The sequence below is a fragment of the Ramlibacter sp. MMS24-I3-19 genome (assembly GCF_050320135.1).
In the GTDB taxonomy this organism is placed as follows: Bacteria; Pseudomonadota; Gammaproteobacteria; order Burkholderiales; family Burkholderiaceae_C; genus Ramlibacter.
In genome coordinates this window covers 107,385-130,061 of sequence record NZ_CP190017.1, presented here as the reverse complement: position 1 = coordinate 130,061, position 22,677 = coordinate 107,385, and the positions used below count along the sequence as shown (strand labels likewise).

Genomic DNA, 22,677 nt, shown 5'->3' with positions numbered 1-22,677 from the left:
GCGGCCTACGTCGAGCGACCCGCGCGTGACCGGAGTGGCCTGGGACGATGCGTGACCTGGGTCCACATCCAGATCGCCGCCGCGGCTGCAATCAGCGGCGCCCGGTGCTTGTTGGCCCACCATTGCGCGCTGGTGTCGTGGGCCTGCGCGTCGAAGCGGCCGTGGGCGCCGTGGTCGCCGGCCACCGGCGCATACAGGTTGTCGCGGCGCCCGGGCGGCAGCGGTTCCTGGGTGTGCTGGCCATCGACGGCGTTGCGGCCCAGGAGCCGGTCGAGGAACCCGGGAAAGAGCCTGGTCCCGAGGATCGCCTGCACCGCCGGCGCGCCGACCCACACTTCACGCCGGCGGTGCGTGGCCGCCCAGTACACGGCCTCCGCGGCGATCTCCGGCTGGAAGATGCGGCCCATGGGCCGCGGGCGCCGCTGCAAGGTGGTGCGGCCCCAGTCGAACTGCGGCGTGTTGAAGGCCGACAGCTGCACCATCGTGATGTGGACCGAGCTGCGATCGTGATCGAGCTCGCAGCGGACCGAGTCCGTGAACCCGCGCACGCCCGCCTTGGCGCCGCAGTAGGGCGCCTGCAGCGGGATCGAGCGGTATGCGAGCGCGGATCCGACCTGCACGATGGTGCCGCGCCGACGGGGTTTCATCCGCCGCAGCGCGGCCAGCGTGCCCCACACGGCACCGAGGTACGTGACCTCGGTGGCGCGGCGGAAGTCCTGCGGGCTGATCTTCATCACGTCCGAGAAGATGGTGGCCATCGCATCGTTGACCCAGACGTCGATGGCGCCCCACTCGGCCTCGACCTGCGCCGCGGCCGCCTCGACCTGCGCCTCGTCCGCCACGTCGGTGGGAATCACCAGCGCGGCGCCGCCCAGCGCCTCGACCTCGGCGCGCGCGCCCTGCAGTCCGTCGATGCCGCGCGCCAGCAGCGCGACCCGCCAGCCGTGGCGGGCGAACTCGCGCACGATGGCGCGCCCGATCCCGGCGGAAGCCCCCGTGACCACCGCCACCGGCGCGGTGCCGGAGCGCGTTGCAGCCTGTCCATTCATCACAAACCTCCTTTCGCGGTCGATTGCAGTTGGGTCGGCTGCTGCATCGGCGCCGGATGCACATCGCGCGTGGCGTAGTCGACGCTGGACAGCGCGAACAGCAGCGCGAGGGTCGCAAAGCCCAGGGCCGCCGCCAGGCGCAGCGTCGCCGGGGCACGCACCAGGCCCATGAACAGCCACAGCACGATGGCCGACTTGAGCGTGGCGATCGCCACGCCGACCACCAGGTTCCACGGCCCCAGCGGCAGGTAGGCGCTGCCCAGGCTGCTGAGCATGAGCACGAGCAACGCCACCCAGGCGGCGCCCAGGCGCAGGCCGCGGCGGCGCAACTCGTTCATCCGCTGCGCCCCCCGAGGTAGATCAACGGATACAGGAAGATCCAGACGACGTCGACGAAGTGCCAGTAGAGGCCGGCGGCCTCGATGCCCCGCGGAAGGGCCCAGCCCTTGGCATGTCGGCTGCCGTGGGCGAAGGCGGCGAGGAGCACGATGCCAATGGTGAGGTGAACGGCATGCAGCCCCGTCGTGAGGAAGTACAGCACGTAGAACAACTGCGCGCCGGTCTGGTCCTGCAGGCGGAATGACGGCCCCGGCACCAGGTGTTCGTGGAATTCCTTCGCGTACTCCACGCCCTTGAGCGCGAGGAACGCCAGGCCGAGCGCGCACGCACCCCACAGCAGGGCCGGCACGCGCCGGCGTCCTTCGCGCGTTTCGCCGCAGGCGACAGCCAGCGCGACGAGCGCGCTGCTTGTCAGCAGCAGGGCCGTGTTCAGCGTGCCGATCACGACATGCGTCTCGTGGCTGGCCGCCGCGAACCCGGCCGGCCAGTGGCTGCGACCGTAGGTGTACGCCAGCAGCAGCGCGCCGAAGAACAGCACCTCGCTGGCGAGGAACACCCACATCCCGAACGGGCCTGTCAGCTCGTCCGGCTCGGAGGTCAAGGCTGCACTGCTCATGCGGACGCCTCCAGCGGCACATTCGGGTCGTAGTCGTACACGCGGTGCGGCGGCGCGGGCGCGTGGTCGAAGTTGTGCGTCGGCGGCGGCGACGGCGTGGTCCATTCCAGGCCCCGCGCATCGAACGGATTCGCGCCGGCGGCCCGACCCGCGACCAGCGACCAGCCCAGGTACAGGAAGGGCAGCAGGTAGCCCGCGGCCAGCACCACGGCGCCCGCGGACGAGAACAGGTTGAGCACATGGAACTGTGGCGGGTACTCGTGGTAGCGCCGCGGCATGCCCTGCACGCCCAGGATGTACTGCGGGAAGAAGGTGAAGTTGAAGCCCAGGAAGATCAGCACGGCCGCGATGCGGGCCCACAGGTCGTGGTACATGCGTCCGGTCACCTTGGGCCACCAGAAGTGCAGGGCGGCGAAGTACGCCATCACCGAGCCGCCGACCATGACGTAGTGGAAGTGCGAGACCACGAAGTAGGTGTCGGTCAGGTGCACGTCCAGCGCCAGCGAGGCGAGGAACAGGCCCGTGAGTCCGCCGATGGTGAACAGGCCGACGAAGCCCAGCGCATACAGCATCGGCGCATCGAAGCGGATCGAACCCTTGTAGAGGGTGGCGGTCCAGTTGAACACCTTGATCGCCGACGGGATCGCGACCAGGAACGACAGCAGCGAGAACACCATGCTGGCCGCCGGCGACTGGCCGCTGACGAACATGTGGTGGCCCCAGACCAGGAAGCCGATGGTCGCGATGCCCATGATCGCGTAGGCCATGAAGCGATAGCCGAAGATGCGCTGGCGGGCGAAGCACGGGATCACCTCGCTGGCCACGCCCATCGCCGGCAGCACCATGATGTAGACGGCGGGGTGCGAGTAGAACCAGAACAGGTGCTGGAACAGCAGCGGGTCGCCGCCGTGCGCGGGATCGAACACGCCGATCTGCCACAAGCGCTCAGCCACCACCAGGAAGGTCGTCATCGCCAGCACCGGGGTGGCCAGCACCAGGATGATGCTGGTGGCGTAGATCGCCCAGACGAACAGCGGCAGCTTGAACCAGCCCATGCCCGGCGCCCGCAGCGTGTGCACCGTCACGATGAAGTTCAGCCCGGTGACGATCGACGAGAAGCCGACGATGAACACGCCGGTCAGGGCCACCGCCACCCAGCTGTTGGAGAACATCGTCGAGTACGGCGTGTAGAACGTCCAGCCGGTGTCGACACCACCCAGCGCCAGCGACGCCAGGATCACCAGGCCGCCCGCGAGGTAGATGTACCAGCTGGCCAGGTTCAGGCGCGGGAACGCCAGGTCGCGCGCGCCGATCATCAGCGGCACGAGGAAGTTGCCCATGACCGACGGAATCGACGGGATCAGGAACAGCCACACCATGATCACGCCATGCGCAGTGAACAGCCGGTTGTAGGTGTCGTGCGAAACCAGGTCCGCCGCGGGCGTGGCCAGCTCCAGCCTGATCAGCGTCGCCGCGGCGCCGCCGATGAAGAAGAACGCGGTGATCGCGATCGCATAGAGGATCGCGATGCGCTTGTGGTCGGTGGTGCGCAGCCACGAGCCCAGCGTGTGTCCGTCCTCGAGATAGCTCATGCTCATGGGGCCGCTCCGGACCGGATGAAGGCGATCAGCGCCTGGATGTCCTCCTCGCTCACCTGGCCGGCGAACGAGGGCATGACGGGCACGAAACCGGCCACCACGTCTTTCTTCGGCAGCAGGATCGAGTCGCGGATGTAGGTCTCGTCAGCCACCAGGCTGCGGCCGTCGGACAGGTGCACCTCGCGTCCGAGCAGGCCGCGCAACGAGGGGGCGTTCACGCTGGAGCCGGGCGTGTGGCAGCCGCTGCACCCCAGCTCGCGAAAGCGCGCGAAGCCGTACTGCGCGAGGCTCGGCTCGGTCGGCCCGCTGGACACCCACTTCGCGTACTCCGCCGCGGGCATGACCACGATGCGGCCGATCATCTGCGAGTGCTCCGAGCCGCAGTACTCGGCGCAGAACAGCTGGAACTCGCCCAGCTGCGTCGGCGTGAACCACAGCGAGGTGTAGCGGCCCGGCAGCACGTCCTGCTTCAGGCGGAAGGCGGGCACGAAGAAGCTGTGGATCGCGTCCTGCGCCGTCATCACCAGCCGCACCGGCTGCCCCAGCGGCACGTGCAGCTCGTTGATCTCGCGCCGACCGCGGCGTGCTGCAGCTTCCACATCCATTGCTTGGCAACCACGTACACCGGCAGCGCGTCGCGCGGCGGTTCGTACAGCCGCATGAACACCTGTGCCGCCCAGAGGAAGATGCCGATGAACAGCAGCAGCGGCAGCACGGTCCAGGCGATCTCGATGCCCAGCTTGCGCTGGACGATGCCGCGGCTGACGCGCGCACCCTGGCGGTAACGCACCGAGAAGAACACGATCGCGACGAGCACGCCCAGTGCGACGAGGCCGGTGAGCGCGAGCATGGACGTGAACAGCAGGTCGACGCGCGGCGCGACGCTGGACGCGCTGTCCGACAGCAGCCGGAAGCTCGCCGAGAGGCCCGCGTCGACGTCGGCATTCATCGCTCGCCCCCCGCGCGCGTGCCACGCCGGCGCCAGCACCAGCCCGCGAGTCCGACGACCAGCAGCAGAGAGCCGGCGCGCGCGGCGTTCATCACGGGCGTGTCGAGCTTGCCAACCTTAGGGTCGAAGTGCGCGCACAGCAGGGCGAGCCGGCTGGTGGCGCTGCCGATGCGGTCGCTGGCGGCATCCGCCAGCGCCACGCGCAGCTCGCCGGGGTCGATGTCCATTCCGTTGAAGTAGCGGGCGATCTCGCCGCGGGGCGTCAGCAGGACCACGGTGGCGGGGTGCGCGATGCTGGCCGGCTCCGCACCGTTGGCCGGCAGCCGCTCGAAGTGCAGGCCGAGCGCGGCAGCGATGTGCTGCAGCTGCGGCGCGTCCAGCGTGAGCAGGTGCAGGTCGAGCGACCCGGTCTCGGGCTGCTTCGGCAGCGATTCGGCATAAGCGACGTCGAGACCGCGACGCGCCCTCGCGTCCGCGGGCGTTTCGCTGGGGTCGATGCCGATGCCCACGATGCGCCATGTCGCGCGATCGGCACCGCTCGCCTGCAACGCGTCGAGCAGGCCGCGCATGACGAGACCGCACAGCTGCGGGCAGCGGTAGTAGCCCGGGACGAGGAGCACCGGACGCGAGCCGTCCACGACATCGGCCAGGTGTTCCGCGCGGCCCGCTTCGTCCGTCACGGCGAGGTCCAGCGGCACGCGGCTCCCGATGTGTTGCTCGAGGCCGGCCTTGGGCGGCGCCGGCAAGGCCAACGGACCTGCGCAAGCCGCGCCGCAGGCCAGCCACAGCAGGAGCAGCAGGCGCTTCATGGCTTGGCCTCCTGCGCGCGCCGAGCCACCAGCAGGTCCATGGCATCGCCGATCGGGATGTGGGCGATACCCTGCTTCTGGTCCACCCAGCCGGCCGATTGCAGGCGCGCTGTCTTGCGCTGGCGCTCGCGGCGCAGTTCGTCCTGCGGCGCGCTCGACAGGCCGGGCGCGTCGAGCCCCGCCTGGTAGGTGAACTGCAGCCGCTCGCCGCCCGGCGCCAGCCCGCCGCCGTGCAGCAGCGCGAGCACGGCGCCGACAACGATGGCGATGACCACCGCGATGGCCAGTGCGGTCCACAGCACGGGGCGCACGGCGATCTCACGCATGGCGCACCCTCCCCTCGAGAGTCTCGGCCGCCGCGATGTCCACGCCGCCGAGCAGCAGCAGCGCCATGCCCAGCACGGCCAGGGGCGCGAGCCACCAGCCGTGCAGCGAGTGGGGATCGACCGAGGGCAGCACGGTCCAGACGCAATCGAGCGCCGTGGTGGCCAGCAGCAGCACGGCGACCGGCAACAGCCGGCCGGGCCGGTCCTTCACGCCGCGGAACAACAGCGCCAGGAACGCGACGGCGAGTTGCAGCAGCCACAGGCCGATGCCGACCCAGTGCCAGCCGGTCTGCAGCCGCGGCACGTACCAGCTGGTCTCGCGCGGGATGTTCTCGGCCCAGATCACGAGGAACTGCATGAAGGCGAGATAGCCCCAGCTCATGACCCACATCAGGAGCAGGTTGCCGATGTCGCGCGAGACCGGCGCCTCCCTGGCGGCCGGCCAGGTGCGGCGCAGCAGCGCGAGCGGCACCACGGCCGCGGCGCCTGCCAGCGCCTGCGTGCTGAGCACCACCAGCCCGAATGCGGTGCTGAACCAGCCGGGCACCAGCGACATGAGCAGGTCGACGCTGGCCAGCGAGGTCGCGACCACGCAGACGACCATCGATGCCGCGGCGCGTCCCTTGCTCGCCAGCGATGCCGGGCGGGTGACCCACCACCAGGCCGCCGCATAGAGCACCAGCCGGATCACGAACGCGGTCGGGGAGAGCCAGGCGCGCACGAACGCCGGCCGGGCCATCGCCCGTGTCCACTCGGTGGAGGGCAGTGACGCCCAGGGATACAGCTGTCCGACGGTCGCCGCGATCACCACCAGCCCCAGCAGCAGCCAGGGCACGCGCCGCGAGAGCGCCAAGGCGGTCTCGCGCACCGGCAGGCCCCAGTTGCCGCCCGTGAGTGCATGCATCCAGGCGTTGATGAACACGCCCAGCACCAGGCCCAGTGCCCACCACCATGCCGCGAGCGCGCAGGCCAGTGCCACGCGCACCGAGACGGCGGTGCCCAGCGCCACGAGCAGCAGGAGGACCAGGCCGGCCAGCTGGCTGCGCTTCATCGCCGGCCCTCCGCGGCGACCTTGTCGCGCAGTGCCGGCGGCAGTTGCGCGACCGGTGCGTCCTGGCTCAGTTGCAGCGCGCGGATGTACGCCACGATCGCCCAGCGGTCCTGCGGGGGCACGCGGTCCGCATAGCCGTACATCACGCCGTGCCCGTTGGTGATGACGTCGAACAGGTAGCGGTCGGGCGCGTCGCGCAGCCGGGCCTGGTGGTACGTCGGCGGGTGCGGGAACCCGTGCTGCGCTACGGGACCATCGCCGTCGCCGAGCGGGCTGTGGCAGGGCAGGCAGTAGATCGAGTAGCGCTCCTGGCCGCGCACCAGCAGCGCCCTGGAGATCGGCGGGGGCGTCTGCGCCTGCTGTGCGACGCGCCAGTCCTGCGCCTCCTCGCGCCCGCGACGCGCGCTGCTCGTCCCCGCGATGTCGCCGGTCGCGGCCACCACGGTGCTCGGCACCGGCGGGCGATCGGCGCGGCCGTCGGGCCACAGCGTACTGCCCTCGTTCGGGTCGAACCGCGGCTGGTCGTACATGTCCTGCATCTGCCGCTCGCACCCGGCGGCCAGCAGCGCGCAGGCCAGCGCGGCGATTGCTCCCCGTCTCATGCCGGCACCTCCACGCAGCGCATCGGATGCAGGCCTTGCAGCAGCTCGCGGGCACGTTGCATCTCGAAGGCGGGGTCGTCGGTGCGCAGGCACAGGAAGAAGCGGTTGCGCATCGCCAGGTCGAACTCGGGCACGGCGAACAGCGGGTGCCGCAGGCGTGGCAGGCCGTTCGCCGCCAGCATCGCGAGGAAGGCCGCGAACGCGGCGCCCAGCACGGCCATCTCGAAGGTCACGGGAACGAACATCGGCCAGCTGTCCAGCGGCCGGCCGCCGATGTTCACGGGATAGTCGACCACGGCCGAGTACCACTGCAGGAAAAAGCCGCCTGCGCCGCCGAGCAGGCCGCCGAGGAAGGTGAAGGCGGGCACGCGGTTCCGCACGAACCCCAGTGCCTCGGCGAGGCCGTCGACGTGGAACGGCGCATACGCTTCGGCCCTCTCGAACCCGGCCTCGTGCACCTGGCGTGCCGCCGCCAGCAGCGCATCCGCGCTGGCGAACTCCGCCATCAGGCCCCACGGCTGCCGCGTCATGCCGCGGCCTCCTTCACGCTCTCGCGGGCCAGCAGCCGCATCTCGGAGATCGAGATCGCCGGCAGCACGCGCAGGAACACCAGGAACAACCAGGCAAAGGTGATGATCGAGCCGAGCAGGATGATCCAGTCCCACAGGGTCGGGATGAAGATGCCCCAGGCACTCGGGAGGAAGTCCTTGTGCAGGCTCTGCACGACGATGGTCACCCGCTCCATCCACATGCCCAGGTTCACCACGAGGCTGAGGACGAACAGCAGCGGCACGCTGCGCCGCGCGCGCCGCCACCACAGCACCTGCGGCACCAGCACGTTGAAGACCATGAAGGTCCAGTACACCGGCGCATAGGCACCGGTCCAGCGATCCGTGGTCATCGCGATCTCGTACTCGTCGCCGCTGTAGAACGCCATGAAGATCTCGCTGGCGTAGCCGTAGGCCACCAGCGCGCCGGTGGCCAGCAGCACCTTGGCCGCGTGGTCCAGGTGGACGTCGGTGATGAAGTCCTCCAGGCCGAACGCCTTGCGCAGCGGGATGGCCAGCGTCAGGACCATCGCGAAGCCGGAGAACAGCGCGCCGGCGACGAAGTAGGGCGGGAAGATGGTCGAGTGGTAGCCCGGCGTGTTGCCGACGGCGAAGTCCAGCGACACCACTGAGTGCACCGACACCACGAGCGGCGTGGCGATGCCCGCGAGCAGCAGGTACGCGGTCTCGAACCGCGCCCAGTGCCGCGCCTCGCCGCGCCAGCCGAGCGCGAACAGGCCGTAGGCCACCTGCTTGAAGCGGCTGTGTGCGCGGTCGCGCAGCGTCGCCAGGTCGGGGATCAGGCCCATGTACCAGAACAGCAGCGACACGGTGAGGTACGTCGCGATGGCGAAGAAGTCCCACACCAGCGGACTGCGCCACTGCGGCCACACGTTCATGTGATTCGGGTAGGGCGCGATCCAGTAGAAGAACCACGGGCGCCCCAGGTGCAGGATCGGGAACAGGCCGGCCATCGACGCGGCAAACAGCGTCATCGCCTCGGCGAAGCGGTTGATCGAGGTGCGCCACTTCTGCCGCAGCAGCAGCAGGATGGCCGAAATGAAGGTGCCGGCGTGGCCGATGCCGATCCACCAGACGAAGTTGGCAATCGCGAACCCCCAGGCGACGGGAATGTCCACGCCCCAGATCCCGATGCCCTTGGCGAACAGGTACCCGATGGCGACGAGGAACATCAGCGTGCCCGCCAGCGTGCCGAAGAAGCCCGCCAGCCAGGGCCAGCGCACCGGTCGCGTGAGCACCAGGTCGGCGATCTTGTCGCTGATCGACGCGTAGCTCCAGCCGGCGCGCAGCACGCCGATGTCGCGCGAGGCGAGGGGCCGCTGCGGCTCGCTCATGCCGCCTTCTTCCGGCGCACGCGCGCGAGATAGGTCGTGCGCGGCTGGGTGTTGAGTTCGGCCAGCAGCGCATAGTGGCGCGGCGACTGGCGCAGCTGCACCACGTCGCTGCCCTTGTCGTTGAGGTCGCCGAAGTGGATGGCGCGCGTGGGGCACACCGCCTGGCAGGCCGTCACCACGTCGCCGTCGGCCAGCGGCACGCCGGTGTGCTGCGCGTGCTGCCGCGCCCGCGCGACGCGCTGCAGGCAGTAGTTGCACTTCTCCATCACGCCGCGCTGGCGCACCGTCACGTTCGGGTTGCGCTGCCCCTTCAGGCTCTCCGTGGTCTCGTCGGTGAACTGCAGGAAGTTGAAGCGGCGCACCTTGTACGGACAGTTGTTGGAACAGAAGCGCGTGCCGATGCAGCGGTTGTAGACCTGCACGTTCAGGCCCTCGCTGTCGTGCATGGTCGCGCCCACGGGGCACACCAGCTCGCAGGGCGCGCGCTCGCAATGCATGCACGGCACCGGCTGGAAGATGGTGTTGCCCAGCTCGGGCGGCTCGTAGGCGTCGACGCGGATCCAGTGCATCTCGCGTCCATGGGACACCTGTTCCTTGCCGACGACCGGGATGTTGTTCTCCGCCTGGCAGGCGATCGTGCAGGCGTTGCAGCCGATGCAGGCGTCCAGGTCGATCGCCATCGCCCACGCGTGGTCGGGATAGGTCCACGGCGGATAGAGCGACGGGTGCTGCGGCTCGGGTTCCAGCCGGCCGCCCACCTCGACGCTGCGCGCAGGGTCGCGGCCCGAGGGGTCCAGCGTGTGCTGCGTCACCGCGAAGTGATGCTCCGCGCCGAGCCGGTCGATCTCGATCGGCACCGGGCCCGCATCGGCGGCCAGCAGCCGGTAGGCATCGAAGCCGACGCCATCGCCGACACGCCCGGCGCTCGTGCGTCCATAGCCCAGCGGCAGCGTGACCACGCCTTCGGCATGCGTGTCCTGCACCCACACGGGCGCGACGACCGACCGCGCGCCGGCGCGCAGGCGCACGGTGTGGCCCGTCTTCAGTCCAAGCTGCCGCGCGGTGGCCGGACCGACCATCGCGGCGTTGTCCCAGGTGTGCTTGGTGAACGGCCGCGGCAGTTCCTGCAGCCACGCGTTGTTGGCAAAGCGGCCGTCGTGGGTGGACGGATCGGCGGCGACCACCGCAACCAGTCCGCTCGGGAGCGCCGGCGCCGCGCCGGGCAGGTTGATGCGCGCCTGCACACGCACCGGCTGTGGCGCAGTGCCCTCGACCACGCCCTTGCGCAGCGCCTCGCGCCACGCCGCATCGAAGTCGTTCCCGAAGCGCGGGCGCCACGTCGCCTGCACGATGGCGTGGCCGTCGCGAACGTCGTCGCGCGTGACCAGCGCCAGCACCTCGTGCAGCGAGCGGCCGTCATGGAGGGGCGCAATGGCCGGCTGCACGATCGCAGCAGAGCCGTCGTGCGCCAGGGCGTCGCTCCAGTGCTCGAATGCATGCGACTGTGGCAGGTGCCAGTGGCACAGCAGCGCCGTCTCGTCGCGGTAGGGCCCGCAGTGCACGGCGGTGCCCACGCGGGCCAGTGCCTGCCCGAAGCCCAGGCCGGCCGGAGCGTCGTAGGCCGGATTCGCATCGAGCACCAGCAGCACGCGCACCTTGCCGGCACGCATGTCGTCGACCAGCTCCGGCAGCGTGCCGGTGTCGGCGCCCCACGCGAGGGGGTCGAGGTAGTCCACCGTGCTGCCCGCCGCGCCCAGGCGGCCGTTCAGCGCATGCACCGCGGCGTGCGCGCGCGCCGACAGCGAGGGGCCGGCCACGACGAGTGCCTGCGGACCCGCGGCCTGCAAGGCGGCGAGCAGCTCGGACTCCGGGCCGGCACTGGCCTGTCCGGCCGCCAGGCGCACCGCCAGGGCTTCGATGTCCTGCGGCGCCATCGCCATGCGCCGGTCGGCACGCGCACCGAACAGGCTTGGTGCCGTCTCGGCCGCGTACGTGAGCTGCGGCCCGGACTGCGCGCGCTGCTGGGACCAGTCCATCGCATGCCGCACCGCTCCCGGCCCCTCGCTGAAGGGATCGGCCGCCAGCGCGAGAACGCAGCGCGCACGGTCGAAGTGAAACACCGGTTGCACCTCGCGGCCAAAGGCGGCGACGGTGCCGGCCCGGGTCCCGGCATCGGGCACGCTGGCGTATTGGTGCCAGCGCGCGCGCGGCCATCGTTTGGCAAGGCCATCCAACTGGCGACGCAGGGTTGGCGAGGTCACCGGCCCGCTCAGCAGGCGCAGGCCCTGACCGCCAGACGCGTCCAGCTCATTGGCGAGACGCCGCCATGTCGTCTCGAACGCCGCCCACGACGAGATTGCCAGCGGCCCCTTGCCTTCGCGGCCGAGCTTCTGCAGCGGCACCTGCGAGCGGTCCGGGTCCCACAGGTCCAGCACCGCCGCCTGCGCGAAGACGTCGGTGGCACCCAGGCTGGAGGGATGCAGCGGATTGCCTTCCACCTTGGTCGGCCGGCCACCATGCGTGGTGAGCAGGACGCCCAGGCCATGGCCATCACGCGCCACCGCGCTCGCGTAGAACTCGGGCGAGTCGTCGGCGCGCGCCTCGGGCATGTTCACCCACGGATGGATGCGCTCCTGCGGCTGCCGGGTGCAGCCGGCGCTGGCCAGCGCCATCGAAGCCGCCATCACGCGCAGCGCGTCGCGCCGCCGGATCGCCGGCGCCTCGTGGTGGAAGTGGATGGTCTGCTCGTGCGTCATGCGTTCAGCGGTGGCAGGTGGAGCAATCGGTGAGCCGGCGCGTGCTCTCCAGCTTCATGGCGCGGGCGAGGTTCTGCGCGTCCGCATCGGACAGGCGCGGCGCGGCCATGTCGAACAGCTGCTCGTGCGGCCGCAGGTGGTGGGCCGGCTCGCGGTGGCACTGGATGCACCACTGCATCTGCAGCGGCTGCGCGCGCCAGGTGATGGGCATCTGGTCCACCCGGCCGTGGCACTCGACGCAGCCCACGCCCTTGGCGACGTGCACGCTGTGGTCGAAGAAGACGAAGTCGGGCAGCTGGTGCACCCGCTTCCATTCGACCGGCTTGCCGGTGCGCTCGCTCTCGTGCAGCGGCGCCAGCACCTTGGCATCGGTGTACAGCTGCGAGTGGCAGGTGAGGCAGATGTGCGTCGAGGGCAGCCCGGCATGCCGCTGCGTCTCCACCGCGGTGTGGCAGTAGCGGCAGTCGATGCCGTCGTCGCTGACGTGGTGCTTGTGGCTGAACGGGATCGGCTGCGCCACCGGCTCGCCCAGTTGCTGCCACACGCTCTCGCGCCAGACCGCGAAGACCACGGCAGCGGGAACCAGCATGAACAGCCCGAGGATCGCCAGCTTGATCCCGAGCTCGAGCCGGCGGCTGAAGACCTGGTCGCGCTCGCTGCTCACGCGGCCTTCCTTTCGCGCTGGCGGCCGCGCGCCGCTTGCAGCGACAGGGCGGCGGTGATCGAGCCGACATGGCTGAACGCCTGCGGGAAGTTTCCCACCGGATGCCCCGACTTCACGTCGAACTCCTCGGCATAGAGCCCGGTCGCCGTGCGCATCGACAGCAGCCGCTCGTACAGCGCTTGCGCCTCGTCGAGGCGACCCTGGCGGGCCAGGCAATCCACCCACCAGAAGCTGCAGATGGCGAAAAGGTGCTCGCCGCCTTCCACGCCGTCGTACCCGGTGCCGGGCGGGAAGCGGTACAGGAGGCCATCGACGCCGAGCTCCTGCTGGATCCGCCGCGCGGTGCCCAGCATGCGGGGATCGCGCGCGTCGACGTAGCCCATGCGGGGCATGAGCAGCAGGCTGGCGTCGGGCGCCTTGTCGCCGTAGAAGCCGACGTAGCTTCCCAGTGCGGCGTCCCACGCGTGCGCCTCGACGTCGTCGCGGATGGCGTCGCGTTCGCGCTGGATGGCCGCGGCGTCGATCGGCAACGGCTGGATGGCGTGGATGCGCAGCGTGCGGTCCAGCGCCGCCCAGCACATGAACTTCGAATGCGTGTTGTGCCGCGGCGCGGTCCGGATCTCCCAGATGCCGTTGTCCGGCTCCCGCCAGACCTGGCAGGCCATGTGCGCGAATCCGGCGACCAGCTGCCGCTCCGCTTCGTCGAGCCGGCCGCCCCGTCGCACCCAGTCGCTGGCGGTGACGATCACCTCGCCATAGACATCGTTCTGGCGCTGCCCGGCTGCCGCATTGCCCACCAGCACCGGACCGATGCCGTGGTAGCCGCGCAGCTCGGGCAGCTCGTGTTCGTCCAGCCGGTGGCCACCATGCATGTCGTAGACGACCTGCAGGCGGGGACGCGTGCGGTGCGTGGCGTGCAGCAGCCACTGCAGGAAGGCGGCGCTCTCGTCCGGGTAGCCGAGCTCGGTAAAGGCGTCGAAGACGAGGGAGCTGTCGCGCAGCCAGCAGTACCGGTAGTCCCAGTTGCGCGTGCCTGTCTCCGATTCCGGGATCGAAGTGGTGGCGGCTGCGACGAGGCCGCCCGTGGGTGCGTGCGTCAGCAGCTTGAGCGCCAGCGCGCTGCGCAGCACCGCGTCCGCATGGTCGTCGCCGTAGGTGCAGCGGTCGCACCAGTGCTGCCACCACTGGATGGTGGTCTCCAGCAGCTCGAGCGCGCCGGCGACGACCGGCTGCCCGGGTGCGGTGGCATCCGGGGACGCGATGACGACGGCGGCGTGCACCTCGCCCTCGCGCAGGGCGATGCAGCCGGACAGCGTCGTGTCGTCGCCGGCCAGCGCGAAGCTCGTGTGCAGCGCCAACTCGCCGCGCGGAAGCCGGCAGAGCCAGCTGCGCTCGCCGGCCGGGCGCAGGTGCGGTTCGCTGCGTGAGTAGTCGGGGCGGGCGGCGAAGCGCACATCCATCTCGACGGCGCCCTGGATGCACTCGGCGATGCGAACCAGCTGCTGCGGGCTGTCGGCCGCGCGCGAACCGTCCCGGATCGCCATGAAGTCGGTCAGCTGCAGCACCCCGCCCTCGCACTCGATGCGCGTGCGCACGACGTTCGTGCGCGGCAGGTAGCGCTGGCCGGCGTTCACGATGCCGCGCGGCGTCAGCGCGAACTGGCCGCCGCGTTCGCGGTCCAGCAGCGCTGCGAAGACCGAGGGACTCGGAAAGTCCGGGATGCAGCACCAATCGACGGAACCGAAGCGGGACACGAGCGCCAGCGTGCGGCAGTCGCCGATGGCGGCGTAATCCTCGATCGACGTCTCGCGCCCGAGTTCGTGCATGCGGCGTCAATCCTGCGAGTAGGCCACCGTGGAAAGCAGCGCCAATGCACTCTGGCGCGAGTCGAGCCGCGTGTGCTGCACGACGATCGGTTCGTCGGACAGGATCAGGCTGGCGTAGTCGGTGTCGCGCGGCACCGGTTCGGGATCGCGCAGGTCGTTGAAGCGCAGGTGCAGCGTGCGGCGCGCGCCGACGGTGACGCGGTAGGGGCCGGCCGGGTCGCGATCGGCGAAGTAGAGCGTGATCGTCACGTGCGCGTCGGCCTGCCCCGCATTGAGCAGGCAGATGGCCTCGTGGCTTTCGAGGGCCCGGCCGCTTCCCGTGCTCTGCGACGGGATGTAGCCCTCGGCCACCGCCCACGCAGTGCGGCCGATGCGCGGGGTGCCGGCGCCGTTCATGCGCGCTCCGGTTCGTCCAGTGCCATGCGCAGCACCTGCGCCAGGTGCAGCGCGGTGCGGCCGGTGCTCTGGGCGATCTGCTCGCGGCAGCTGTAGCCGTCGGCGATGACGAGATCGGTGCCGCCCGTGTCGCGCACGGCCGGCAGGAGGGCGCGCTCGGCGCACTTCATCGAGACGTCGTACTTGCCGGCTTCGAAGCCGAACGAGCCGGCCATGCCGCAGCAGCCGCTGTCCGGTTCTTCGACCTGCAACTGCAGGCGCCTGAACCAGTCGTGTTCGCCATCGGTGCCGAGCACCGACTTGTGGTGGCAGTGCAGGTGCACCAGCGCCTTGCACTGCAAGGGGTTGAGCTGCAGGTCCGGTGCGTGCTGGCGCAGGAAGTCGGGCAGCAGCAGGCTCTGCTGCTTCAGCCGGTGCGCCTGCTCGTGGCGCGGCAGCATCATGGGCATCTCCTCCTGGAACACCGACAGGCAGGCGGGCTCGAGCACGACGACCGGAACGCCCTGCCGGATCTCGTCGGCCAGCACGTCGAGCGTGTGCTCCAGGTAGCGCCGCGCCTGGTCGAGATAACCCGCTTCGTAGAGCGGCCGCCCGCAGCAGACGCGCGCTTTCGGAAGCCGCACGCGCCAGCCGGCGCGTTGCAGCACCTCGGCCGCATCATGGGCGATCTGCGGATGGAAGTTGTTGTTGAAGGTGTCCGGCCACAGCAGCACTTCACCCTTGGGCGCCGGCCCAATCCCGGGCTTGAAGCCGGCCGTGAAGGTCGTGCTGGCGAATGCCGGCAGGCGCCGCTGGCGGGCGATGCCGGTCGCGCGCTTGATCCAGCCGGCGATGGGCTCGTGCTGCGTCAGGGCGTTGACGAGGCCGGGCGCGTGGCTGGCGAGATGCGCCCAGCGGTCGATGAAGCCGAAGGCCGGCGCCGACAGGGGCCGTGCATGCGACTCGTAGTAGTGCGACAGGAACTCGGCCTTGTACGCGGCCATGTCCACCTTCACCGGGCATTCGTGCTTGCAGGCCTTGCACGACAGGCACAAGTCCAGCGCTTCCTTCACCGCCTGCTCGCGCCAGCCGTCCTTCAGGACGCCGCCCTCGCGGTCGCCATTGAGCATCTCGAACAGCAGGTGGGCGCGGCCGCGCGTGCTGTGCTTCTCCTCGAGCGTGGCCTTGTAGCTGGGGCACATGGTCCCGTGCCGCTTGCGGCATTCGCCCACGCCGACGCAGCGCAGCACCGTGCGCGTGAAATCGCCCTTGTCGGCGGCGAAGAACATGCGCGTCTCCACCGGCTTCGGGTCGTAGCTGGTGCCCAGGCGCAGGTTCTGGTCGGCGCGGTACGGATGCACCACTTTGCCCGGGTTCATGCGGTTGCGCGGATCCCAGATGGCCTTGAACTCCTCGAACGCGTGCACGAGCTCGGGTCCGAACATCACCGGCAGCAACTCCGCCTTCGACTGGCCGTCGCCGTGCTCGCCGGAGATCGAGCCGCCGACGCTGACCACCAGGTGCGCCGCCTCGAACAGGAAGCGGCGGAACTTGTCGATGCCGGGCTGCGACTCCAGGTCGAAGTCGATGCGCGTGTGCACGCAGCCCTGGCCGAAGTGGCCGTACAGGTCGCAGCCGTAGCCATAGCGGTCGAGCAGCGCACGCAGTCCGCGCAGGTACTTGCCCAGGTTGGCGGGCGGCACCGACGAGTCCTCCCAGCCCTCCCACGTGACCGCCTTGCCCGGCACGTGCGCCGTGGCGCCGAGGCTGGATTCGCGGATCTTCCAGATGCGCTGCTCCTGCTGCGGGTCCTTCACGAACTTCACCGCCGGCGGCTTGTCGCGCCGGCAGAGCGAATCGGCAAGCGCCTTGGCGCGCGCATCCGCCTCCTGCGGCGTGTCGCCACCGAACTCGACGATGAGCCAGCCCTGGCCCGGAGGCAGCAGCTCCAGGTCCTGCACGTGGAGGTGCGATTCCTGGATGTCCTTGACCAGGCGGTCGTCCATGCCCTCCAGCGCGATCGGTTCGGAGCGCATCACCGCGGGCACGTCGTCGGCCGCGTCGGCAACGGAGTCGTAGCCCAGCACGACGAGTGCGCGGCAGGGCGGATTGGGCAGCAGCCGCAGCCGGGCCTGCAGGACCACGACGCAGGTGCCTTCGCTCCCAACGAGCGACTTGGCGACGTCCAGCCCGTTCTCGGGCAGCAGGGCCGGCAGGTTGAAGCCCGACACGCGGCGCGGGATGTCGGGAAACTTCTCGCGGATGGCAGCGCCGTGACGCTCCGCCAGCGCCGCGAGGGCCGTGGCAATCTGCGCCGGTCGTCCGCCCATGGACCGCAGCCGCTCGGCCGTGCCCGGACCGCCGACCCACAGGCGCAGCCCGTCGTAGGTCAGGATCTCCAGCTCGATGACGTTGTGCACGGTCTCGCCGCCCATGACCGAGTGCGGGCCGCAGGAGTTGTTGCCGATCATGCCGCCCAGCGTGTTGTGCGAGTGCGTTGCGGGGTCGGGGGCAAATGTCAGGCCATGCGCGCCGGCCCGCTCGCGGAGGTCGTCAAGCACGCAGCCTGGCTCGACCAGCGCGGTTCGGCCACTGACGTCGATCTCCAACACCCGGTGCATGTGCTTGGTGAAGTCGACCAGCACCGCCACGTTGCAGGACTGCCCGCAGAGGCTGGTGCCACCGCCGCGCGAGAGCACGGGTGCATCGTGCTTGCGGCAGGCGGCCACCGTGGCCACCACGTCGTCGGCATCGAGCGGGATCACCACGCCGATGGGCACCTGCCGGTAATTGGACGCGTCGGTGGCATAGAGGGCGCGCGAGCCGTCGTCGAAGCGCACCTCGCCCTTGACGCTGGCACGCAGGTCGCGCTCGAGCGCCTGCACGTCCACGCTCGACGGGATCTCCGGCGGGTTGCGCGTCACGGTGTGCTCCGTCGCTCAGCTGCGGGTGGTGAGGCTCGCCCACGCCTCGCGCGCGCTCTCGCGCACCACGCCGGCCGCGTCCGGGTCGCCATGCAGCAGCGCCTTCATGTAGTGCCGCGCCTGCTTCATCGACACGTGCGGTGGCAGCGGCGGCACGTTGGCATCGGTGATCACTTCCAGCAGCGCGGGCTTGCCGGCGGAAAGCGCTTCGTCCCAGGCCGACGCGAGGCGCTGCGGATCGTCGACGCGGATGCCGTGCAGGCCGAGCATGCTGGCGTACTGCGCGAACGGCATGCGCGGCAGGTCCTGCGACGCGCTGAACTTGCGGTCGCCGGCCATGGCCCGCTGCTCCCAGGTGACCATGTTCAGGTCGCTGTTGTGCAGCACCATGACCACCAGCCGCGGATCGCTCCATTCCTTCCAGTGCTCGGCGATGGTGATCAGGCCGTTGATGCCCAGCATCTGCATGGCACCGTCGCCCACCAGCGCGATCGCTGGACGGTCGGGATGGCAGAACTTGGCGGCCAGTGCGTACGGCACGCCCGGGCACATCGTGGCCAGTCCGCCGGACAGCGATCCCATCATGCCGCGCCGCGCCTTCAGGTCGCGCGCGTACCAGGCGGCCGAGCTGCCGGAGTCGCAGGTGAGGATGCAGTTGTCCGGCAGCCTGGGCGACAGCTCCCAGAACACGCGCTGCGGATTGACGGGGCTGGCCTCGACCATCGCCTGCTTCTCCATCACCTTCCACCAGCGCGCGACGTCCGCTTCGATCCTGTCGCGCCAGCTCCGGTCGGGCTTGCGCCGCAGCAGGGGCAGCAGGGCCGCGAGCGTCTGCTGGCTGTCGCCGACGAGGTTCACGTCCATCGGGTAGCGCAGCGAGAGGCGGCGGCCATCGAGGTCGATCTGCACGGCCTTGGCCTGGCCTTCCTTGGGCAGGAACTCCGAGTACGGGAAGCTCGAGCCCACCATGAGCAGGGTGTCGCAGTGGCTCATCATGTCCCAGCTGGGCGCGGTGCCCAGCAGGCCGATGGAGCCGGTGACGTAGGGCAGGTCGTCGGGCACCGCGAACTTGCCCAGCAGGGCCTTCGCGATGCCTGCACCGAGCAGGTCCGCCACGGCGATCAGTTCGTCGGTGGCCTGCAGGGCGCCGGCGCCGGCGAGGATGGCGACCTTCTGCCCGGCGTTGAGCAGGTCGGCCGCGGCACGCAGGTCTGCCTCGGCGGGAACCACGCGCTTGGCCGTGCGCCCGATCCCGCTGTGGATGGTGCCGTGCTCGCGCGGCGGCTTCTCGACGGCCCCGAGTTCCTGCAGGTCATTGGGGACGATGACGCAGGTGACGGTGCGCTGGTCGATCGCGATGCGCATCGCCCGGTCGACCAGGTGCCTGATCTGGGCCGGCACGGTGGCCATGTGGACGTACTCGTGCGCCACGTCCTTGAAAAGGTTGAGCAGGTCCACCTCCTGCTGGTAGTCGCCGCCCAGCGCGGCGCGCGCCTGCTGGCCCACGATGGCAACGACCGGCTGGTGGTCCGCCTTGGCGTCATACAGACCGTTGAGCAGGTGGATCGCGCCCGGGCCCGAGGTCGCCATGCAGACCCCGACCTCGCCGGTGAACTTGGCGTGCGCGCAGGCCATGAAGGAAGCGAGTTCCTCATGCCGGGCCTGGATGAAGCGCATCCTGTCGCCGATGCGGTCGAACGCGCCCATGAGCCCGTTGATGCCGTCGCCGGGGTAGCCGTAGATGCGCCGCACGCCCCATTCGTGGAGCCGCTCGAGCAGCTGGTCGCTGGTGGTCCTGGCCATGTTCGATCTCCGTCGTGCGAACCGTTGGATGGCATTGTGGCTTCGGCGGTTCGATTTGTGTCGTCATGCGATATATCATTTGGTGACCGGGCCGGATGAGCGAGATGACGTTCCTGATGGATCAGCAGTCGAGGCACGCGCCTTCACCGGCGCGGGGACGTGAAGGGCGCGACGCCGCCTCGTCCATCTCGCTGGTCGCGATGCCGGATCCGGTTGCGCAGCTCGGCGGTTCGCCGCGACGCCGGTACTACGCGGGCCGCAACCTCGAACGCGCCAGGAGCATCGAGGACCTGCGTGCGATGGCCCATGCGCGCCTGCCACGCTTCGTGCTCGAATACCTGGAAGGCGGTGCCGAGGACGAAGCGAGCCTGGCCCGCGATCGCGCCGCGTATGCGCAGTGGCGGTTCGTCCCGCGGCAGCTGGTCGACGTGTCGCAGCGCACGCTCGCCGCCAGGATCCTCGGCCGGCCCGCACCGATGCCGCTGGTGGTCGCCCCGACCGGCTTGAACGGCCTCTTCATCCACCATGGCGACATCGCGCTCGCGCGCGCGGCGGCGCGGGCGGGCCTGCCCTTCGTGCAGAGCACGATGTCCAACGACCGGCTCGAGGACGTGGCCAAGGTGCCTGGCCTGCGCCACTGGTGGCAGCTGTACGTCTTCGGCGGCGACGAGGTCTGGCAGGAACTGCTTCGGCGCGCCGACGCTGCGGGCTGCGAAGCGCTCCTGCTCACCACCAATGCGCAGATCTTCGGCCATCGCGAATGGTCCGAACGCACGCGGGCGACGCGCACCCGTCCGACGCTGGCGACCATGGCCGATGCGATGCTCCATCCGCGATGGATCGCGTCTACGCTGCTCGCTGGCAGGGGATTGCCGGCCTTCAGCAACGTGAGGGACTTCGTCCCCCGCGGCCAGCGCGGCTTCTTCGAGACGGCGTTCTGGATCCGCGACCACCAGCCGACATCGCTGGACTGGTCCACCGTGGACCGCATCCGCCAGCGATGGCGCAAGCCATTCCTGCTCAAGGGCCTGCTGCACGAGGACGACGTGCGCCGGGCGCTCGATGCGGGCGTGGACGGCATCGTGCTCGGCACGCATGGCGGCCGCCAGCTGGACTGGTGCGTGTCCGCGCTGGACGTGTTGCCGCGCGCACGCGAGATCGTTCGTGATCGCATGGCGCTGTACGTCACGGGCGGGCTGCGGCGCGGCACCGACCTGCTGAAGGCGCTGGCGCTGGGCGCCGATGCCGTGCTGGCCGGGCGCGCGCCGCTGTATGGCTTGTGCGCCTCGGGTCCGGCGGGCGTCTCCAGGGCGCTGCAGCTGCTCGGCGATGAAGCGCACGACGCACTCGGCCTCCTGGGGGCGCGCTCCCGGGTGAACTGGGGCCGCACCTGCTCGCCCACGTGGCATGCGGGGCGGGTAGCGACCCGTTCGCGGGCAAACTTGCGCCGCAACCAGAGTTCGGAGAGAAGCCATGAGCGCCAGGACACCCAGGCCGGACAAACAGGAGATGGTCGCGCGTGCGCGCTTCCGCCACCAGCTGCGCCTGTTCGAGCGGTTCACCGAAGAGGCCTGTGTGGAGGCCGGCATCACCATGCCGCAATACATGCTGCTGCTGCAGGTGGCAGGCCGCCCCGAGCGCGACTGGGCGCTGATTGGCGAGCTGGCCGAATGCCTGGTCCTGCGGCACCACACCGCGGTGGAGTTGACCAGCCGCTGCGAAGTGGCCGGCCTGGTCGCGCGCGAACGCGACGAGGCGGACCAGCGCAAGGTGCGGGTGCGGCTGACACCGGCCGGGCGGCGCATCGTCGAGCGCATCGCGCGCGCGCACAGCCAGGAACTGCAGCAGTTGCTCGACCACATGGGACAGGCCCTGGCGCGGGAGCGGCCTTCGCTGAAGGTCCCTGCCGTCCGCAAGGGCGGCTCTGCGGCTTGAGACCGCCCTCGTCCAAGGCCTGGATGTGAAGACGGCCCCGGCAACTGGTGCCAGGGCCGTCATGAAGAAACTGGTCGGGGTGAGAGGATTCGAACCTCCGGCCTCTACGTCCCGAACGTAGCGCTCTACCAGGCTAAGCTACACCCCGAAATTGCCGCGACGGGATCGTCGGCACTCGCTGCTTGCGAGACGTCAGTTGCGACGCTGAAGCAGTTGAGCCGCCAATTGTACCAAACCCTCGGCGTACTCATTGCGCGGCAGCAGCATCGCGCAATCGATTGCAGTCTGCGCCTCGGCAGCAGCCGCCGCCCGCGTGACATCCAGCGCTCCGGTGCTGCGCACGATGGCCACGATGGCGTCCAGTTCGTCCACCGCGCCGTGCTCGATGGCATGGCGGATGGTGTCGCGCTGCTGGGCCGTCCCGCGCTGCATCGCGGCGATCAGGGGCAGGGTGGCCTTGCCCTCGCGCAGGTCGTCGCCGATGTTCTTGCCCATCTCGTGGGCGTCGCCGTCGTAGTCGAGCACGTCGTCGATCACCTGGAACGCGGTGCCCAGCGCGCGGCCATAGCCGGCGCAGGCTTCCTCGATCTCGTCCGGCGCCTTCGCCAGCACGGCGCCGAGGCGCGCGCTGGCCTCGAACAGCTTCGCGGTCTTGGAGCGGATGACGCGCAGGTACCCGGCTTCGTCCAGCGACGCGTCGTGCATGTTCATCAGCTGCAGCACCTCGCCCTCGGCAATGACGTTGGTGGCGTCGGCCAGGATCTGCATGATGCGCATGTCGTTCGCGTCCAGCATCATCTGGAACGCGCGCGAGTAGAGGAAGTCGCCCACCAGCACGCTGGCCGGGTTGCCGAAGCTCTCGTTGGCGGTGGCGCGGCCGCGGCGCAGGGTGGAGGCGTCCACCACGTCGTCGTGCAGCAGCGTGGCGGTGTGGATGAACTCCACCACCGCGGCCAGGTTGAAGCGCTGTTCGCCGGTCGCGCCCAGTGCCGCGCTCACCAGCAGCAGCAGCGACGGCCGCAGGCGCTTGCCGCCCGCGTCGATGATGTACCGGGCCACCTGGCCCACCAGTGGCACCCCGGAATCGAGCCGGCGGGCAATGACCGCGTCCACTTGGCGCATGTCATCGGCGATCAGGGAGAGCACCGCGGC

Annotated in this window: 20 protein-coding genes, 1 tRNA gene and 1 pseudogene; 2 read left to right on the top strand and 20 right to left on the bottom strand. The window is 70.2% G+C overall.

Annotation, left to right across the window (positions count from 1 at the left end):
• Window positions 1-5: 5 nt before the first annotated feature.
• The 18 genes from ACPWT1_RS00705 to ACPWT1_RS00620 are packed head-to-tail and all read right to left on the bottom strand — an operon-like array spanning window position 6 to window position 19,590.
• On the bottom strand, window positions 6-1,049 hold the full coding sequence (locus ACPWT1_RS00705; protein ID WP_427913526.1) for an SDR family oxidoreductase: 1,044 nt from the start codon (window positions 1,047-1,049) through the stop codon (window positions 6-8).
• Window positions 1,049-1,387 (bottom strand): cytochrome C oxidase subunit IV family protein, encoded by a 339-nt coding sequence (locus ACPWT1_RS00700; protein WP_427913525.1) that lies wholly within the window; start codon window positions 1,385-1,387, stop codon window positions 1,049-1,051. Before ACPWT1_RS00700 ends, ACPWT1_RS00705 begins: the two co-directional genes overlap by 1 nt.
• Window positions 1,384-2,004 (bottom strand): cytochrome c oxidase subunit 3, encoded by a 621-nt coding sequence (locus ACPWT1_RS00695; RefSeq protein WP_427913524.1) that lies wholly within the window; start codon window positions 2,002-2,004, stop codon window positions 1,384-1,386. Before ACPWT1_RS00695 ends, ACPWT1_RS00700 begins: the two co-directional genes overlap by 4 nt.
• Complete coding sequence (gene ctaD / locus ACPWT1_RS00690; RefSeq protein WP_427913523.1) at window positions 2,001-3,602, bottom strand: cytochrome c oxidase subunit I; 1,602 nt, start codon at window positions 3,600-3,602, stop codon at window positions 2,001-2,003. Before ctaD ends, ACPWT1_RS00695 begins: the two co-directional genes overlap by 4 nt.
• Window positions 3,599-4,201 carry a c-type cytochrome gene (locus tag ACPWT1_RS00685; protein WP_427913522.1) on the bottom strand — a complete coding sequence of 201 codons (603 nt, stop codon included), beginning with the start codon at window positions 4,199-4,201 and terminating at the stop codon, window positions 3,599-3,601. The genes ctaD and ACPWT1_RS00685 overlap by 4 nt, the downstream gene beginning before the upstream one ends.
• Window positions 4,123-4,551 carry a cytochrome c oxidase subunit II transmembrane domain-containing protein gene (locus ACPWT1_RS00680; protein WP_427913521.1) on the bottom strand — a complete coding sequence of 143 codons (429 nt, stop codon included), beginning with the start codon at window positions 4,549-4,551 and terminating at the stop codon, window positions 4,123-4,125. Before ACPWT1_RS00680 ends, ACPWT1_RS00685 begins: the two co-directional genes overlap by 79 nt.
• Complete coding sequence (locus ACPWT1_RS00675; RefSeq protein WP_427913520.1) at window positions 4,548-5,360, bottom strand: SCO family protein; 813 nt, start codon at window positions 5,358-5,360, stop codon at window positions 4,548-4,550. Before ACPWT1_RS00675 ends, ACPWT1_RS00680 begins: the two co-directional genes overlap by 4 nt.
• Window positions 5,357-5,686, bottom strand: coding sequence for a hypothetical protein (locus ACPWT1_RS00670; RefSeq protein WP_427913519.1), 330 nt, complete (start codon window positions 5,684-5,686; stop codon window positions 5,357-5,359). Before ACPWT1_RS00670 ends, ACPWT1_RS00675 begins: the two co-directional genes overlap by 4 nt.
• Complete coding sequence (locus tag ACPWT1_RS00665) at window positions 5,679-6,737, bottom strand: hypothetical protein (protein ID WP_427913518.1); 1,059 nt, start codon at window positions 6,735-6,737, stop codon at window positions 5,679-5,681. The genes ACPWT1_RS00670 and ACPWT1_RS00665 overlap by 8 nt, the downstream gene beginning before the upstream one ends.
• Window positions 6,734-7,339 carry a c-type cytochrome gene (locus ACPWT1_RS00660; protein ID WP_427913517.1) on the bottom strand — a complete coding sequence of 202 codons (606 nt, stop codon included), beginning with the start codon at window positions 7,337-7,339 and terminating at the stop codon, window positions 6,734-6,736. Before ACPWT1_RS00660 ends, ACPWT1_RS00665 begins: the two co-directional genes overlap by 4 nt.
• Window positions 7,336-7,869, bottom strand: coding sequence for a DUF3341 domain-containing protein (locus ACPWT1_RS00655; RefSeq protein ID WP_427913516.1), 534 nt, complete (start codon window positions 7,867-7,869; stop codon window positions 7,336-7,338). Before ACPWT1_RS00655 ends, ACPWT1_RS00660 begins: the two co-directional genes overlap by 4 nt.
• Window positions 7,866-9,242: an NrfD/PsrC family molybdoenzyme membrane anchor subunit gene (gene nrfD, locus ACPWT1_RS00650; protein WP_427913515.1), complete on the bottom strand. Its 1,377-nt coding sequence runs from the start codon at window positions 9,240-9,242 to the stop codon at window positions 7,866-7,868. Before nrfD ends, ACPWT1_RS00655 begins: the two co-directional genes overlap by 4 nt.
• The gene (locus ACPWT1_RS00645; RefSeq protein ID WP_427913514.1) at window positions 9,239-11,998 is read right to left on the bottom strand and encodes a 4Fe-4S dicluster domain-containing protein; all 2,760 of its coding nucleotides are present in this window, start codon (window positions 11,996-11,998) and stop codon (window positions 9,239-9,241) included. Before ACPWT1_RS00645 ends, nrfD begins: the two co-directional genes overlap by 4 nt.
• 4 nt (window positions 11,999-12,002) lie before the next feature.
• On the bottom strand, window positions 12,003-12,662 hold the full coding sequence (locus ACPWT1_RS00640; protein WP_427913513.1) for a cytochrome c3 family protein: 660 nt from the start codon (window positions 12,660-12,662) through the stop codon (window positions 12,003-12,005).
• Window positions 12,659-14,488, bottom strand: coding sequence for a glycoside hydrolase family 15 protein (locus tag ACPWT1_RS00635; protein ID WP_427913512.1), 1,830 nt, complete (start codon window positions 14,486-14,488; stop codon window positions 12,659-12,661). The genes ACPWT1_RS00640 and ACPWT1_RS00635 overlap by 4 nt, the downstream gene beginning before the upstream one ends.
• A 6-nt stretch (window positions 14,489-14,494) precedes the next feature.
• Entirely contained in the window at window positions 14,495-14,884 is a 390-nt protein-coding gene (locus tag ACPWT1_RS00630; protein WP_427913511.1) for a sensory rhodopsin transducer, read from the bottom strand.
• Complete coding sequence (locus tag ACPWT1_RS00625) at window positions 14,881-17,787, bottom strand: FAD-binding and (Fe-S)-binding domain-containing protein (RefSeq protein ID WP_427913510.1); 2,907 nt, start codon at window positions 17,785-17,787, stop codon at window positions 14,881-14,883. Before ACPWT1_RS00625 ends, ACPWT1_RS00630 begins: the two co-directional genes overlap by 4 nt.
• Window positions 17,788-17,802: 15 nt before the next feature.
• Window positions 17,803-19,590, bottom strand: a complete 1,788-nt coding sequence (locus ACPWT1_RS00620; RefSeq protein WP_427913509.1) for a thiamine pyrophosphate-requiring protein — start codon at window positions 19,588-19,590, stop codon at window positions 17,803-17,805.
• Window positions 19,591-19,685: 95 nt separating this feature from the next.
• Between ACPWT1_RS00620 and ACPWT1_RS00615 the strand changes: the two are divergent.
• Both ACPWT1_RS00615 and ACPWT1_RS00610 read left to right on the top strand, forming a co-directional pair.
• Window positions 19,686-20,900 (top strand): annotated as a pseudogene (locus tag ACPWT1_RS00615) (alpha-hydroxy acid oxidase); the annotation flags it as partial.
• A gap of 163 nt (window positions 20,901-21,063) precedes the next feature.
• A complete protein-coding gene (locus tag ACPWT1_RS00610; protein ID WP_427913508.1) occupies window positions 21,064-21,525 on the top strand; it encodes a MarR family winged helix-turn-helix transcriptional regulator in 462 nt (153 codons plus the stop codon).
• A gap of 71 nt (window positions 21,526-21,596) precedes the next feature.
• On the opposite strand, the gene ACPWT1_RS00605 is transcribed toward ACPWT1_RS00610, so the two are convergent.
• Window positions 21,597-21,673: transfer RNA gene (locus ACPWT1_RS00605), tRNA-Pro, on the bottom strand.
• 44 nt (window positions 21,674-21,717) lie between these two features.
• A complete protein-coding gene (locus ACPWT1_RS00600) occupies window positions 21,718-22,647 on the bottom strand; it encodes a polyprenyl synthetase family protein (RefSeq protein ID WP_427915621.1) in 930 nt (309 codons plus the stop codon).
• Between the last annotated feature and the right edge of the window lie 30 nt (window positions 22,648-22,677).